This is a genomic window from Nocardioides sp. Soil774 (assembly GCF_001428125.1).
Taxonomy (GTDB): domain Bacteria; phylum Actinomycetota; class Actinomycetes; order Propionibacteriales; family Nocardioidaceae; genus Nocardioides.
The window spans coordinates 25746-39906 of the sequence record NZ_LMSM01000009.1 but is presented as its reverse complement, the minus strand read 5'-3'; the positions used below and the strand labels follow the sequence as shown (position 1 = coordinate 39906).

General features: G+C 72.1%; 14 protein-coding genes. 8 read left to right on the top strand and 6 right to left on the bottom strand.

Translation table 11 applies throughout. The annotated features are described in order from the left end of the window. Positions 1 to 19 precede the first annotated feature (19 nt). Both ASG76_RS14145 and ASG76_RS14140 read left to right on the top strand, forming a co-directional pair. The gene (locus tag ASG76_RS14145; RefSeq protein WP_056604569.1) at positions 20 to 619 is read left to right on the top strand and encodes a hypothetical protein; all 600 of its coding nucleotides are present in this window, start codon (positions 20 to 22) and stop codon (positions 617 to 619) included. Positions 620 to 650: 31 nt separating this feature from the next. After that, positions 651 to 1289 (top strand): DUF4396 domain-containing protein, encoded by a 639-nt coding sequence (locus ASG76_RS14140; RefSeq protein WP_235529627.1) that lies wholly within the window; start codon positions 651 to 653, stop codon positions 1287 to 1289. Between the two features lie 10 nt (positions 1290 to 1299). Here the strand turns inward: ASG76_RS14140 and ASG76_RS14135 are convergent, their stop codons facing one another. The 4 genes from ASG76_RS14135 to ASG76_RS14120 all read right to left on the bottom strand — a co-directional run bounded on the left by ASG76_RS14135 (position 1300) and on the right by ASG76_RS14120 (position 5307). Next, on the bottom strand, positions 1300 to 1809 hold the full coding sequence (locus tag ASG76_RS14135) for a GNAT family N-acetyltransferase (RefSeq protein WP_056604567.1): 510 nt from the start codon (positions 1807 to 1809) through the stop codon (positions 1300 to 1302). Positions 1810 to 1916: 107 nt separating this feature from the next. Further along, complete coding sequence (locus tag ASG76_RS14130; RefSeq protein ID WP_056604564.1) at positions 1917 to 2579, bottom strand: hypothetical protein; 663 nt, start codon at positions 2577 to 2579, stop codon at positions 1917 to 1919. 403 nt (positions 2580 to 2982) lie between these two features. After that, complete coding sequence (locus tag ASG76_RS14125; protein ID WP_414858328.1) at positions 2983 to 4287, bottom strand: PhoH family protein; 1305 nt, start codon at positions 4285 to 4287, stop codon at positions 2983 to 2985. Positions 4288 to 4527: 240 nt separating this feature from the next. Further along, positions 4528 to 5307, bottom strand: coding sequence for an isoprenyl transferase (locus ASG76_RS14120; RefSeq protein ID WP_157559128.1), 780 nt, complete (start codon positions 5305 to 5307; stop codon positions 4528 to 4530). A gap of 95 nt (positions 5308 to 5402) precedes the next feature. On the opposite strand from ASG76_RS14120, the gene trhA reads away from it, so the two are divergent. After that, positions 5403 to 6140 carry a PAQR family membrane homeostasis protein TrhA gene (gene trhA, locus ASG76_RS14115; RefSeq protein WP_157559127.1) on the top strand — a complete coding sequence of 246 codons (738 nt, stop codon included), beginning with the start codon at positions 5403 to 5405 and terminating at the stop codon, positions 6138 to 6140. 19 nt (positions 6141 to 6159) lie between these two features. Here trhA and ASG76_RS14110 read toward each other — a convergent pair whose 3' ends face one another. Next, complete coding sequence (locus tag ASG76_RS14110; protein ID WP_162254118.1) at positions 6160 to 7125, bottom strand: DUF1353 domain-containing protein; 966 nt, start codon at positions 7123 to 7125, stop codon at positions 6160 to 6162. Between the two features lie 64 nt (positions 7126 to 7189). Here ASG76_RS14110 and ASG76_RS14105 point away from each other — a divergent pair, with 64 nt between their 5' ends. Beyond that, the gene (locus ASG76_RS14105; protein WP_056604554.1) at positions 7190 to 8335 is read left to right on the top strand and encodes a glycosyltransferase; all 1146 of its coding nucleotides are present in this window, start codon (positions 7190 to 7192) and stop codon (positions 8333 to 8335) included. Between the two features lie 23 nt (positions 8336 to 8358). On the opposite strand, the gene ASG76_RS14100 is transcribed toward ASG76_RS14105, so the two are convergent. After that, on the bottom strand, positions 8359 to 10326 hold the full coding sequence (locus ASG76_RS14100) for a thioredoxin domain-containing protein (protein ID WP_056604552.1): 1968 nt from the start codon (positions 10324 to 10326) through the stop codon (positions 8359 to 8361). 192 nt (positions 10327 to 10518) lie between these two features. On the opposite strand from ASG76_RS14100, the gene ASG76_RS14095 reads away from it, so the two are divergent. From ASG76_RS14095 to ASG76_RS14080, 4 genes are read left to right on the top strand one after another with little or no spacing between them, the layout of a single operon-like run. Next, the gene (locus ASG76_RS14095) at positions 10519 to 11610 is read left to right on the top strand and encodes a substrate-binding domain-containing protein (protein ID WP_056604550.1); all 1092 of its coding nucleotides are present in this window, start codon (positions 10519 to 10521) and stop codon (positions 11608 to 11610) included. Positions 11611 to 11618: 8 nt separating this feature from the next. Further along, the gene (locus tag ASG76_RS14090) at positions 11619 to 12662 is read left to right on the top strand and encodes an ABC transporter permease (protein ID WP_056604548.1); all 1044 of its coding nucleotides are present in this window, start codon (positions 11619 to 11621) and stop codon (positions 12660 to 12662) included. After that, complete coding sequence (locus tag ASG76_RS14085) at positions 12659 to 13480, top strand: ATP-binding cassette domain-containing protein (RefSeq protein WP_056604545.1); 822 nt, start codon at positions 12659 to 12661, stop codon at positions 13478 to 13480. The genes ASG76_RS14090 and ASG76_RS14085 overlap by 4 nt, the downstream gene beginning before the upstream one ends. Continuing rightward, the gene (locus ASG76_RS14080) at positions 13477 to 14157 is read left to right on the top strand and encodes a nucleoside/nucleotide kinase family protein (protein WP_268788368.1); all 681 of its coding nucleotides are present in this window, start codon (positions 13477 to 13479) and stop codon (positions 14155 to 14157) included. Before ASG76_RS14085 ends, ASG76_RS14080 begins: the two co-directional genes overlap by 4 nt. The last annotated feature ends 4 nt before the right edge of the window (positions 14158 to 14161 follow it).

The following is a 14161-nucleotide window of genomic DNA, read 5'->3' as shown; positions in this document are numbered from 1 at the left end:
CGCGCCCTAGCGTGGGGCCATGGCCGACGCGACGACGTACGAGATCAAGGCGCTCACGCCCGAGACGTGGTCGGCGTTCGACGACCTCGTCATCCGGCACAACGGCATCTTCGGCGGGTGCTACTGCATCGCCTTCCACCCCGACGGCCCCGAGCGCGGCCAGGGCAAGGAGGCCAACCGGGCGCTCAAGTGCTCGCTCGTGGAGAAGGGCGAGGCCCACGCCGCGCTGGTGATGGACGGCGACGAGGCGATCGCCTGGGCGGAGTACGGCACCCCGGCGGAGCTGCCGGGCATCCATCACCGCAAGCAGTACGACGCCGAGAAGGATGCCGATCCCGACTGGCGCATCACGTGCGTCTTCGTCGACCGATGCCACCGCCGCACGGGGCTGGTGGAGGTCGCGATCCGCGGCGCGCTGGACCTCATCGCCGAGGCCGGCGGCGGGGTCGTGGAGGCCTACCCGCACGACCTCACGGAGCAGACGAAGAAGATGTCGTCGTCGTTCCTCTACAACGGCACCCGACGCCTCTACGAGCGCCTCGGGTTCACCTACGTCCGTCCCAAGGGGCTCAAGAACTGCGTGATGAGCATCGAGGTGTCACCCGCGGCCAGACCTTGACCCACATACCCCCCGGGGGTATGTTCGACGTATGGACCACGACCCGCACGCCCACCACTCCCCGGACCACGCGGACCAGCACGCCACCAACGCGATGGCCGTCTCCGCCACCCTGCACTGCCTCACCGGCTGTGCGATCGGGGAGATCCTCGGCCTCGTGATCGGCACCGCGCTGGGCCTGGGCAACCTCGCCGTCATCGTGATCGCCATCGGCCTCGCGTTCGTCTTCGGCTACAGCCTCTCCACGCTCCCGCTGCTGCGCGCCGGCCTCGGCGTGGGCGCCGCGCTGAGCGTCGTGCTGGCTGCGGACACGCTGTCCATCGCCACGATGGAGGTCGTCGACAACCTCGTGGTGGCCGTCGTCCCCGGCGCGATGGACGCCGGTCTGGTCAACCCGGTCTTCTGGCTCTCGATGGCGCTCGCCCTGACCGCGGCGTTCTTCGCCGCCTGGCCGGTCAACCGGTGGCTGCTGGCTCGCGGCAAGGGCCACGCGCTGACGCACGGCTACCACGGCGCCGAGCCGGTCGGCGTACGCCGGTTCATCCCCGACCTCGCGACGCCGACGCTGGTCGCGGCCATCGCGGCCTTCATGCTCGGCGGGCTGGTGGTGTCGCTCGCCGACGACCTCGGCACGGACGAGCCGATGTCGTCGCACGCTGCTGGGCGATGACGCCTGACCGTCAGATGGTCTTGATCATGGCGCAGCGCAGCGAGGCGTCGATCCCGGGCAGTGACGACTCGTGGGCCATGGTCTGCGCCAGCTCGGGGCCGATGCCGTCCTCCTCGAGGAAGCGGTAGCCCAGACGCCGGTAGTACGGGCCGTTCCACGGTACGTCCCGGAACGTCGTCAGCGTCGTGGCCGGGCAGCCACGGGCTCGCCCCCACTCCTCAACGTGCTCGATCATGGCCTTGCCCAGGGCACGACCCGCATGGTCTGGCGCCACGGACACCTGCGCGACGTGCGCGTTGCCATCGAGGACCTCGGCGCTGACGTATCCCGCGACCTCCGTGCCGACCTGGGTCACCCACAGCCGCTCAGCCTCCGCGGTCTCGCGGAGGTCAGCGATCCGGGGTCGGTCCTCGGCGACCTCGGCCATGCCGATCGTTCGGAAGACCTGCCCCGCCTCGACCTCCACGACGACGAGTCGCTGAAGGTCCGCCCCGACGGCTGGACGGATGACGGGATGCATGGACGCCACCGTTTCATGCCGACCTCGCGGCTCGCCCGACGAGCGGAGAGGATCGTCCGCGACATGTCACGAAGAACGTCCCCACCACCGCTCGGGCGGGGCCGCCCTCAGTACCAGCCGTGGCCCTGCTTGAAGCTCCACGCGCTGCACGGCGTGCCGTAGGCGTCGCGGATGTAGTCCAGGCCCCAGCGGATCTGCACCTCGGCCGAGGTCATGTAGCCGGCCGGCATGTCGTGCAGCTCGGTCAGCGCCTGCGGGATGCCGTAGGCCGAGGAGCTGGGGTTGTCGGCGTCGATGCGCCAGTCGGACTCGCTGACGTAGAGCGAGTCGAGGCAGGAGAACTGGTCGGAGGAGAAGCCGTAGGCCGGCAGCAGCGCCCGGGCGATGTCGCGCGGGTCCCCCTCGGAGAGCTTCTGCGACTTCGTCACCGCCGAGCCGGCCGACATGGCGAGCGCGGTGGCCTTGGTCGCGTCGGTGCGGCGGGCCGAGCGCGAGACCTCGCTGCGCTGCGTACGCCGCTGCACCGCCTCGCTGGCGGCCGGGCTCTCGTCCCGGGCTGCGGCCGGGGTGGTCACGGCGACGTCAGCGGCCGCCGGGGCCAGCGTGACGGAGTCGTTGCCCACCACGCCGCCGGTGACGCTCACGCCGGTCGCCGCAGCGGCCAGGCCGGTGAGGACCAGGCCGGTGCGCAGGGCTCGGCGGGGCGCACGCGCGGCCTTGTGCTTGCCGGGGGCGCGGTGCGTGGGGACATAGCGGTCTGACTTGGGCACAGGTGCTCACGGGGATCGACGACAGGGGGTGGTGCGCGCCACTGGGGCGCACGGGCGACCCTCGCGATCAGGGGCAGGTCGAGGGCGGCGGGACGACGTCCCGACAGGGTCCCCCGACCCCGCCCACGACCAAGATCACGAAACGGTCACGAGCCACCATGCATGAGGTGCGGAGGGCGTGCAAACCGAACTCCACAATTGGTCGCGTCCCTTGCGTCACACAGGCCCCACCTGTCGCTCGGGGCCCATGCGTCTCGTGAGGCCGGGTGATGTACGTCGCCCCCGCCGCGCTGTAACGCCGGGTTAGGGCTTGTACCCACCCCCGTGCACCATGGGGGGTACAGCACACAACCCGGCGTTACAGCGGGGGTGGGCGACGGCTGACCGTGCGCAGACACCAGCCTCAGAGCGTGATGTCCTCCAGCATCTCGGTCACCAGCGCCGCGATCGGCGAGCGCTCGGAGCGGGTGAGCGTGACGTGGGCGAAGAGCGGGTGCCCCTTGAGCTTCTCCACCACCGCGACGATGCCGTCGTGGCGGCCCACGCGCAGGTTGTCGCGCTGGGCGACGTCGTGGGTCAGCACCACCTTGGAGTTGGCGCCGATGCGCGAGAGCACGGTGAGCAGCACGTTGCGCTCGAGCGACTGGGCCTCGTCGACGATCACGAAGGCGTCGTGCAGCGAGCGGCCGCGGATGTGGGTCAGCGGCAGCACCTCGAGCATCCCGCGGTCCATCACCTCGTCGATGACGTCCTTGCCGGCGAGCGCACCGAGGGTGTCGAAGACCGCCTGGGCCCACGGCGACATCTTCTCGTTCTCCGAGCCGGGCAGGTAGCCGAGCTCCTGGCCGCCGACGGCGAAGAGGGGACGGAACACCACCACCTTCTTGTGCTGGCGACGCTCCATCACGGCCTCGAGGCCGGCGCACAGGGCCATCGCCGACTTGCCGGTGCCGGCGCGTCCGCCGAGCGACACGATGCCGACGTCGGGGTCGAGGAGCATCTCGAGGGCGACGCGCTGCTCCGCGGAGCGCCCGTGCACCCCGAAGGCCTCGCGGTCGCCGCGCACCAGGTGCACGCGCTTGTCCGCGCCGACCCGGCCCAGCGCCGTACCCCTGTCGGAGAGCAGCACCAGGCCGTTGTGGCACGGCAGGTCGCGTGCCTCGGCGAGGTCGACGACACCGTCCTCGTAGAGCTCGTCGAGGTCGGCGGCGGGCACCTCGAGCTCGGTCATGCCGGTGTAGCCGGAGTCGCTGATGGCCTCCGCGCGGTATTCCTGGGCGTCCAGGCCGACGGCCGAGGCCTTGATCCGCAGCGGCAGGTCCTTGGAGACCAGCGTGACCGCGTGGCCCTCGTTGGCCAGGTTGCGGGCGACGGCGAGGATGCGGGTGTCGTTGTCACCGAGGCGGAAGCCCGAGGGCAACGAGTCGGCGTCGGTGTGGTTGAGCTCGACGCGCAGGGTGCCGCCCTCGGTGCCGATCCCCACCGGCTCGTCGAGGCGCCCGTGGACGACCCGCAGGTCGTCGAGCGAGCGCAGGGCGCTGCGGGCGAAGTAGCCCAGCTCGGGGTGGTGCCGCTTGCCCTCGAGCTCGGTGATCACCACCACGGGGAGGACGACCTCGTGCTCGGCGAAGCGGGTCAGGGCGCCCGGATCGGCGAGGAGGACGCTGGTGTCCAGGACGTACGTGCGACGGTCGGTGCTGGCTGACACGGAGCTGTTCTGCGAGGAATTGCTGGCCACGACTAACCCCTTGCTGCGGGTCGGCGCGCACACTCCTCGCCCGGCCCGATGTCATTCAACGGACCGGAGAGCTCCCATTCGAGTGCTCAAGGCTGCCTCCCGGTTCAGCAGGCTTCCCCACCTGCCGATACCGGCGAAAGTACGCCCGCGCGGGGGTCGTCCCGTGACGACACGCCCGAACGCGAGGTGACGGGCGGATGACGCCTCGCCTCAGCCGCCGAAGCGGCGCTCGCGGGCGGCGTAGGCCCGGATCGCGCGCAGGAAGTCGACGCGGCGGAAGTCGGGCCACAGCGCCTCGCAGAAGTAGAACTCCGAGTTGGCCGACTGCCACAGCAGGAAGCCACCGAGCCGCTGCTCGCCCGAGGTGCGGATCACCAGGTCGGGGTCGGGCTGGCCCTTGGTGTAGAGGTGCTCGGCGATGTGCTCGACGTCGATGAGGTCGGCCAGCTCCTCGAGCGAGGTGCCCTTCGTGGCGTGCTCGGCCAGCAGGGCGCGTACGGCGTCGGCGATCTCGCGGCGACCGCCGTAGCCCACGGCCACGTTGACCAGGATGCCGTCGATGTCGCGGGTGGCCTCCTCGGCCGCCTTCAGCCGCTCCGCTGTCTCCGGGGGCAGCAGGTCGAGCGCGCCCACGGGGTGGATGCGCCAGCGCCCGGCCTCGGCGAGCGACTGCACGGCGCCCTCGATGATCGTCAGCAGGCCGCTCAGCTGCTCGGGCGGGCGGTTGGTGAGGTTGTCGCTCGAGAGCAGCCACAGCGTGACCACCTCGACCCCCACCTCGTCGCACCAGCCCAGCAGCGGCCGGATGTTGTCGGCGCCCGCCTGGTAGCCCTCCGCGGTGTCGAGACCGACGGCCTTGGCCCAGCGGCGGTTGCCGTCGAGCATGACCCCGACGTGCTTCGGGATCTGGTCGTGGGGCAGGGACTTCACCACCCGGGACTCGTAGGCCGGGTAGAGCACCCGTCGCACTGCGTCCTTGAACCTCACCACCAGCCGATGGTAGCGCCGTGTGACCGACCCCTCCGCGCCGCTCGGGTGCGCGCGCCACCGCCGTACGGCTATTTTGGGCGCATGGAGACCACCTCATGACGCAGAGGGACCGTGTCGAGAACGCCGTGGAGCGCGCCGTCGAGCGTGCCGGCGAGGTGATGTCCGACAAGATGGCCGAGGTCAAGCCCCACCTGCGGGGCTGGCTGCACGCCGGCACCGCGCCGCTGGCGCTCGCCGCCGGGATCGTCCTCGTCGCGCTGTCCCCCACCCCATCCACGCGCATCGGCTCGGCGGCGTTCGCGCTGTCGGCGCTGCTGGTCTTCACCGTCTCCGCGATCTACCACCGCGGCACCTGGTCGCCGCGCACGTGGGCCTTCCTGCGACGCTTCGACCACGCCAACATCTTCGTGCTCATCGCTGGCACCTACACGCCCTACGCCCTGCTCTTCCTCGACGGCAGCGCCCGTACGACGCTGCTGCTGGTCGTGTGGGGGGCCGCCATCGCCGGCGTCATCTTCCGGGTCTTCTGGACCGACGCGCCGCGCTGGCTCTACACCCCGATGTACATCGCGCTCGGCTGGGCGGCGGTCTTCTTCATCCCGCAGTTCATGGAGGGCGCCGACCGCTTCAGCAGCGGCGTCGCGATCACCACGCTCGCCCTGGTCGCGACCGGCGGCATCCTCTACACGCTCGGCGGCGTGGTCTACGGCCTGAAGCGGCCCAACCCCTCGCCGCGGTGGTTCGGCTTCCACGAGGTGTTCCACTCGTTCACGGTGCTGGCCTTCGCCGCGCACTACATCGGCGTGTCGCTGGCGACGTACTCGCTGCGCTGAGCACTCCTGAGCGTCGGCGTCAGCCGAGGGTGAGGACCGCGAAGACGACCAGCGAGCCGAGCACCACGAGCGCGGCCAGGCCCCACGCGAGCGACGCCGAGCGGCGGGCCAGCCGCTCGAGCGCGAGGTAGCTGGCGCCGATCACGGCGAGCCCGACGGTGACGTGCAGCAGCACCGCGAGCATCACCCCCGCGATGGCCCCCGCCATCCGCAGCCGCCCCCAGAGCAGGCTGAGCGCGAGCGGCACCACCACCGCACCGGCCAGGCCGCCGACGACCTCGACCCACCAGGGTCGCTGCCCCATCCAGGGCACGTCGACCGCACCGACCCACACCCGGTCGAACAGGTCGCTGGTCGAGGAGTAGCCGAGGTAGAGGATCGTCGCGATGGTCACCACTGCGGCCACCCGGTAGGACCAGTGGCGCGCGCGGGACCACGGCACGGCACGCCCGACGAAGATCGTCGCCACGGTGACGGCCGTCCACACGATCCAGCGCCTGATGACACCCGTGCCGGTGTCGGCCATCGCGTCGCGGAAGACCCGGTCGGCCGTGACCCGGTCGACGACGTGGCCCTCCGATGAGACGTACGACGTCGGGTCGGCGCGTCCGGCGACGAGCGCGTCGTGGAGCAGCGCGGCGGGCAGGTGGGCACCGGTCTTCGGCACGAGCCAGGTGAACAGTGCCGGCACCGAGGTCAGGTCGGTGCGGAAGCCGGCGTCGGCGGGCACGAGCAGCTCACCGAGGTGGCGGTCGAGGTAGGCCAGGCGCCGCTCGAGGGAGAACGTCTCGACGCCCTCCTCGGTGTGGCGCTCGAGCACGATGCGCGGGTCGGCGCCGGGGTCGGGCGGCTCGCCGGGATCGCTCCCGCTCGGCAGCGTGCCGCCGTCGTAGAACCGACGCGGCTGCTGCGGCACCGGCGCGCCCATCGACGCCCTGCCCGCCACCTTGTCCGCTCCGCTGGAGACCCGATCCCGAGATCGCATGCACCCAGTGTGGCGGGAGCGACCGACAACGGGCCACGGTCGCGCGTGCCTAGGGTGGTCCACCATGCGCGTCCTGATCACCTTCGTCGGGGGCCTCGGCCACCTCGCTCCCCTCCTCCCCGTGGCGCGGGCGGCGCGCGACGCCGGGCACGAGGTGGCCGTCGCGGGGTCCGGTGGGCTGGTGGCGCAGATCGAGCAGGCCGGCTTCCGGGCCTTCCCGACGAGTCCCACGCCCCACCACGGCGGCGCCCCGGTGACCCGTGACCCCGCACCGCTGGAGGCGACCGACGCCGGAGCGAGCGAGCTGGAGTTCGCCGAGAACTTCGCGGTCCGCGGAGCCCGCAGGATGGCCGACGCGGTGAGCGGGATCCTCGCCGACTTCCGGCCCGACGTGGTCCTGCGCGACGAGACCGACCTGGGCACGACCATCGCCACCGAGCTGGCCGGGGTGCCGCTGGCCACCCACCTGGTGCTGGCCTCGGGCATGCTCGTGCGACCCGAGCTCGTCGCGCCCCGGCTCGACGGCGTACGCGCCGAGCACGGGCTGGCGCCCGACCCCGAGCTGACCCGGCTCACGGCCGGCCCCGTGCTGTCGGACTTCGCCCCGTCCTTCCGCGACCCACGTGCGCCGCTGCAGGTGACGCCCATCCACTACCGCTCCGCCGCCGTCCTCGTGACGCGCGACCGCGCGGAGCGCCCGAAGGTCTACGTCACGCTCGGCACGATCTTCAACAAGGGCTCGGGCGACCTCTTCGAGCGCCTCCTGGCCGGCCTCGGTGCGCTCGACGCCGACGTCCTGGTGACGATCGGTCGCGAGCTCGACCCGGCCGAGCTCGGCCCCCGGCCCGCGCACGTGCGGGTGGAGCGCTTCGTGCCGCAGGCCGAGGTGCTCCCGGGCGTCGACCTCGTCGTATCGCACGCCGGGTCGGGGAGCCTGATGGCCACGCTCGCGCACGGGCTGCCGTCGCTGCTGCTCCCCCTCGGCGCCGACCAGCCGCACAACGCTGAGCGTGCCGTCGCGCTCGGCCTCGCGGCCACGCTCGACGCGCCGACCTGCCCGGCCGACGCCGTCGCTACGGCCGCCGTCGAGGTCCTGGCCGACACCGCGATGCAAGCACGGTGCCGGGCGGTCGCGGACGAGGTGCGTGCGCTGCCCGACGTCTCCGTCGCGGTGGCGGCACTGGAGGCCGCCGCCCTCACCTCGCGCTAGCTGAGCGGGCACTTCGTGCACGCTCAGCGCAGGTCGGCGGGGTCCGTGACCGGGGCTGCGCAGACGTGGTGGCGACAGACGTACGCCGCCGCCTGCCCGTCCACGGGACCGCGCCCCGCGAGCAGCGGCCAGTCGTCGCGGGGCCCGTCGGCGACGACGACCACCGCTCCCGGCAGGTCGTACGCCGCCCGCGCGAGGGCGTCGCGCGCGGCACCTGCGGGGCCGACGACCGCGACCTCGCGGGGGCCGTCGAGCATCGCCTCCGCCGCGGCGAGCGACCAGCCCGCGAAGCGCGGGGCCTCGCGCGCGAGCACCCCGGCGGTGGCGAGCGCCTCCTCGGCGGCCGTGCGGTGGCGGTCGTCGCCGGTGAGCGCGGAGAAGGCCACCAGCGCGTGGACCACGCTGGACAGCCCGCTCGGCGAGGCGTTGTCGGAGGGGTCGCGCGGGCGGGCGACCAGTGCCTCGGCGTCGGAGGCGGTGTCGAAGAAGCCACCGTCGTCGGCGCGGAACCGCGCCAGGGCGTCGTCGAGCAGTGCGCGGGCGTGGTCGGTCCAGGTGGCGTCGAGGGTCGCGGCCGCGAGGTCGACGAAGGCGGTGGCCACGCACCCGAGGTCCTCCACGACTCCGTCGGGGCGACCGGCGACACCGTCGCGCGAGACCCGGCGCAGCCGGCCGTCGACGAGGTGCACGTCGACCAGCAGCCGGCCCGCGGCGACCGCGGCGTCGAGGTGGCGCTGCTCCCCCAGACGCTGCCACGTGGCGACGAGCCCGCTGATCGCGAGGCCGTTCCACGCGGCGACGACCTTGTCGTCGCGTGCCGGGCGCACACGCGCGGCACGGGCGTCGAGCAGCCGCGCCCTCGCCGACGCCCAGCGCGAGGTGTCGTCGGGCGCGTGGCGCAGCTGCAGCGTCGAGGTGCCGTGCTCGAAGGTGCCGCCGTCGGTGACCGCCAGCAGGTCGGCCGCCCAGGCGCCGTCGTCCTCGCCCAGCACGGCGACGAGCTGCGCGGGGGTCCACACGTAGAACGTGCCCTCCTCGCCCTCGCTGTCGGCGTCGAGCGCGCTGGCGAAGCCGCCCTCGACGGTGCCGAGCTCGCGCAGCAGGAAGTCCGCGGTCTCGGCGGCGACGCGGTCGCCCAGCGGCGTGCCGAGGCGGGCGTACAGGGCAAGGAGCTGCCCGTTGTCGTAGAGCATCTTCTCGAAGTGCGGCACCACCCAGCCGCGGTCGACGGCGTAGCGCGCGAACCCGCCGCCGAGCTGGTCGTAGATCCCGCCGCCGGCCATCGCGGCGACGGTCTGGGCCAGCATGTGCGCGGCCTGCCGCCCGACCTCGTCGTCGGCGCGGGCAGCCCTGCGGCGCAGCAGCTCGAGCACCATCGACGGCGGGAACTTCGGCGCACCGCCGAAGCCACCCGCGGCGGCGTCGAAGTCCTGCGCGAGCCTGCCGATCGCGGCGTCGACCTCGTCGGCCCCGATGGGCGAGGCGGGCAACGTGGCCGGCGCCTGCAGGTGCTCGCGCAGCTGCGCAGCCTGCTGGCGTACGCCGTCGCGCCGGTCGCGCCACGCGTCGGTGACCGCCTGCAGCACCTGGCGGAACGAGGCCTGCCCGTGCCGGGGCGTGTCGGGGAAGTAGGTGCCGGCGAACCACGGGTTGGCGTCGTGGTCGAGCACCACCGTCATCGGCCAGCCGCCGTGGCCGGTCATCGCCGTGGTCGCCTGCATGTAGATCGCGTCCACGTCGGGGCGCTCCTCGCGGTCGACCTTGATGCTGACGAACTGCTCGTTCATCTGGGCAGCCGTCGCGGCGTCCTCGAAGGACTCGTGCGCCATCACGTGGCACCAGTGGCAGGCGGCGTACCCGACGCTCAGCAGCACCGGCACCCCGCGGCGGCGGGCCTCCTCGAAGGCCTCGGAACCCCACTCCCACCAGTCGACCGGGTTGTCGGCGTGCTGGAGCAGGTAGGGGCTCGTCGCGGCGCGGAGACGGTTCATGGCGTCCATCCTCCAGCACTGGTGCGTGCCGAAAGATGCGCGCATACGGTTGCGCATACGGTTGCGCGCAGGCATACTGCCGGATGTGACGAGCGACACAGCCCCTTGCTCCGGCTCGTCGCGACGCGATCTCCGCGCCCTCTTGTCCGCACTGTCGTCGACCGTCGACGGCCTCTGAGAAGGAGTCCGACCATGCCTCCCACCCGAACCTCCGCCAGCCGGCGTCGCCGCTACGTCCTGGCGAGCATCGGCGCCCTCGCGCTCTCCTCGTTGGCCGCGTGTGGCGGTTCCGACGCAGACGCCGCGGGCGGTGACGACATCGCGGTCACCCTGATCACCAAGGACTCCGTCAACCCGTTCTTCGTCACCATGCAGGAGGGCGCGAAGAAGGCCGGCAAGGCCAACGGTGTCGACATCACGATCGCCTCGGGCAAGGAGGACGGCGACGAGCAGGGCCAGATCGAGGCCATCGACGCGGCGGTCGCCGCAGGCCAGGACGGCATCCTGATCGTGCCCAACGGCCCCGCGGTCAACCCGAAGATCACCGAGGCCCGCGACGCAGGCCTGTTCGTGATCGCCCTCGACACTCCGCCCGACCCCCCGGACACGGTCGACATCACGTTCGCGACGGACAACTTCGACGCCGGCAAGCGCATCGGGCAGTGGACCAGGGCCCAGCTCAACGGCGACAAGGCCGTCATCGCGCTGCTCGACATCTTCGACGACAAGGTGGTCTCGGTCGACTACAACCGCGACCAGGGCTTCCTGACCGGCATGGGCATCGACGTCAAGGACCCGAAGGTCAACGGCGACGAGGACGCGACCGGCAGCTACGACGGGGGCGACTACGAGATCGTCTGCAACGAGCCGAGCAACGGCAACGAGTCCGACGGTCAGGCGGCGATGGAGAACTGCCTGGCCAAGAACCCCGACATCAACGTCGTCTACGCGATCAACGAGCCCGCGGCCTACGGCGCCATGAACGCCCTCGACGCGGTCGGCACGGCCGCCGACGACGTGCTCACCGTGGCCGTGGACGGGGGCTGCCAGGGCGTCCAGGCCGTGGCCGACGGCACCATCGACGCCACGTCGCAGCAGTACCCGCTGAAGATGGCCGAGGAGGGCGTGAAGGCGATCAAGACCATCGCCGAGGGCGGTGAGCCGCCGGAGGTGAGCGAGGGCCTCGACTTCTTCGACACCGGCGTCCAGCTCGTCACCGACACGCCGGCCGACGGTGTCGACAGCATCGACACCGATGCCGGCCTGGACAGCTGCTGGGGCTGAGCGGACCGATGGCTGACACCAGCTCCCCACCCACCGCCTTCGCGGGCCGGACCGAGACGCCCCTCGACCGGGTGCAGCACGTGCTGCACGCCCGCCCCTACCTCAGTCCGCTGATCGTCCTGGCGTTGTCGTTCCTGGTCTTCACGCTCCTCAACGACCGGTTCATCCTGCCCGCCAACCAGGCCACGATGATCAAGAGCGTGGTCGTGGTGGCCATCCTGGCCCTCGGGCAGACGCTGATCATCCTGACGGCCGGCATCGACCTGTCGGTCGGCTTCATCGCACTGCTCTCGATGATGGTGATGGCCAAGACGTCTGCCGAGCAGGGGTGGTCGCCCGGGCTGTCGATCCTCGCCGGACTGGTCGTGGGACTGGCCTGCGGCGCCCTCAACGGCACCCTCGTGACCTGGCTCAACCTCCCTCCGTTCATCGCGACGCTCGGATCGCTGGGGGTCGTGCAGGCCGTGATGCTGCTCTACACCAAGGGCAGGACCGTGCTCGGCGCCGACCTCACCGACGCGCACCTCGTCGCCGGCAAGATTCCCGCCCGGCTCGGCGCGGAGCGGGGCCCGGACAGCTTCGCCATCTACTTCGGCATCGTCATCATGCTGGTCCTCTACGCCGCCGTGGGGTTCGCCCTGAGCCAGACCGCCTGGGGGCGGCACGTGTACGCCGTCGGCGACGACGCCGAGGCGGCCCGCCTGTCCGGCGTGCGCGTCAAGCGCGTGCTGTTCAGCGTCTACGCCGTCGCGGGCCTGCTCTTCGCCGTCGGCGGCTGGATGGCCATGGGGCTCAGCTCCGTGGCCAGCCCCAACCTGCTGAGCGCCGACACCAACCTGGCCAGCATCACCGCCGTGGTGATCGGTGGGACCAGCCTGTTCGGCGGACGTGGCCGGCTGGTCGGCACGCTGCTCGGTGCGCTGATCTACGCCAGCTTCGACAGGGGCCTGTCCTTGGCCGGCGCCGACCAGCAGTGGCGCGTGTTCGCCGTCGGCGTGCTCGTCCTGCTGGCCGTCTCGGTCGACCAATGGATCCGGAAGGTGAAGGCATGAGCACGAGCACCGCACCCGCCAGCGCGGCGGACGACCGTACGCCCGTCCTCTCGGGCCGCGGACTGCGCAAGCACTTCGGTCGCGTGGTCGGGCTCGCCGGCGTCGACATCGACCTCTACCCCGGCGAAGTGCTCGCCATCATCGGCGACAACGGCGCGGGCAAGTCGACGTTGGTCAAGGTGCTGACTGGTGCCCTCGTCCCGGACGCCGGCGAGATCCGGCTCGACGGCCGCAAGGTCGAGTTCAGGCGCCCCCAGGACGCGCGGGACGCCGGGATCGAGACCGTCTACCAGACGCTCGCCGTCGCGCCCGCCCTCGACGTCGCGAGCAACCTCTACCTCGCGCGCGAGGAGCGTCGTCCCGGCGTGCTGGGCTCGGTCCTGCGGATGCTCGACAAGAAAGGCATGCGCGAGCGCGCCGGACAGTCGGTCCGCGAGCTCGGCATCCAGACGATCCAGGACATGGGCGTCGCGGTCGAGTCCCTGTCGGGCGGTCAACGCCAGGCCGTCGCCGTGGCCCGCGCCGGCGCCTTCGGGTCCAAGGTGGCGGTGCTCGACGAGCCGACCGCCGCCCTGGGCGTCAAGGAGACCGGGATGGTGCTGCGCATGATCGAGCAGCTGCGCGAGCGCGGCATCGCGGTGATCCTGATCAGCCACAGCATGCCGGACGTCTGGGCCGTGGCCGACCGCATCCACATCTCCCGTCTCGGCGGTTGCGCCGGCGTGATCACCCCCCAGTCGCACTCGATGACGGACGGGGTGGCGATCATGACCGGGGCCGCGAGCGTCGAGAGCTCCGGCCACGAGCGAGAGGGGTGACGTTGAGAGACGTTCCGACCATCGTCCTCGACGGCCACGCAGACCCGCTGGTCCCGCGCGTGCGATCCCTGACGGAGGGTGGCCGGGCCATCCTGGGCATCTGCGGACCCCCGGGTGCGGGAAAGTCGACGCTGGCGGCCTGGCTTGTCGGGATCTTCACCGCGCAGACTGCGAGACTGGTGCCGATGGACGGCTTCCACCTGTCTGACGCAGCACTCCGCGCCCAGGGCCTCGCGGACCGCAAGGGAGCGCCCGAGACCTTCGACGCGGACGGCTACGCCGCGCTCCTCACGCGCATCCGGCAGGCCGATGAGCCGGTCGTCTACGCCCCCGACTACGACCGGGCGCTCGGCGAGCCCATCGCCGCCGTGGTCGCGGTGGAGCGCGAGGTCCCGCTGGTCCTCACCGAGGGCAACTACCTCCTCTCCGACGGACCGGGCTGGACCCGTGCGCGCCGGCAGATGGACGAGGTCTGGTTCGTGGACGTGGATCCCGACCTCCGACGCCAGCGGCTGGTCGAGCGCCACGTCAGGTTCGGCAGGTCGCCCGAGGCGGCCGAGCGGTGGGTCGACGGCGTCGACGAGGTCAACGCTGCCCTGATCGCGGACAGCCGGGACCGCGCCGACCTGGTGGTCCGCCTCGACGGCGACCTCATCCCCTCCACGGCCGGGGGCTGAGCGA

Coding starts and splice junctions, on each gene's coding strand:
- ASG76_RS14145 (WP_056604569.1), top strand. CDS start 20: ATGGCCGACGCGACGACGTACGAGATCAAGGCGCTCACGCCCGAGACG.
- ASG76_RS14140 (WP_235529627.1), top strand. CDS start 651: ATGGACCACGACCCGCACGCCCACCACTCCCCGGACCACGCGGACCAG.
- ASG76_RS14135 (WP_056604567.1), bottom strand. CDS start 1,809: ATGCATCCCGTCATCCGTCCAGCCGTCGGGGCGGACCTTCAGCGACTC.
- trhA (WP_157559127.1), top strand. CDS start 5,403: ATGACGCAGAGGGACCGTGTCGAGAACGCCGTGGAGCGCGCCGTCGAG.
- ASG76_RS14110 (WP_162254118.1), bottom strand. CDS start 7,125: ATGCGATCTCGGGATCGGGTCTCCAGCGGAGCGGACAAGGTGGCGGGC.
- ASG76_RS14105 (WP_056604554.1), top strand. CDS start 7,190: ATGCGCGTCCTGATCACCTTCGTCGGGGGCCTCGGCCACCTCGCTCCC.
- ASG76_RS14100 (WP_056604552.1), bottom strand. CDS start 10,326: ATGAACCGTCTCCGCGCCGCGACGAGCCCCTACCTGCTCCAGCACGCC.
- ASG76_RS14095 (WP_056604550.1), top strand. CDS start 10,519: ATGCCTCCCACCCGAACCTCCGCCAGCCGGCGTCGCCGCTACGTCCTG.
- ASG76_RS14090 (WP_056604548.1), top strand. CDS start 11,619: ATGGCTGACACCAGCTCCCCACCCACCGCCTTCGCGGGCCGGACCGAG.
- ASG76_RS14085 (WP_056604545.1), top strand. CDS start 12,659: ATGAGCACGAGCACCGCACCCGCCAGCGCGGCGGACGACCGTACGCCC.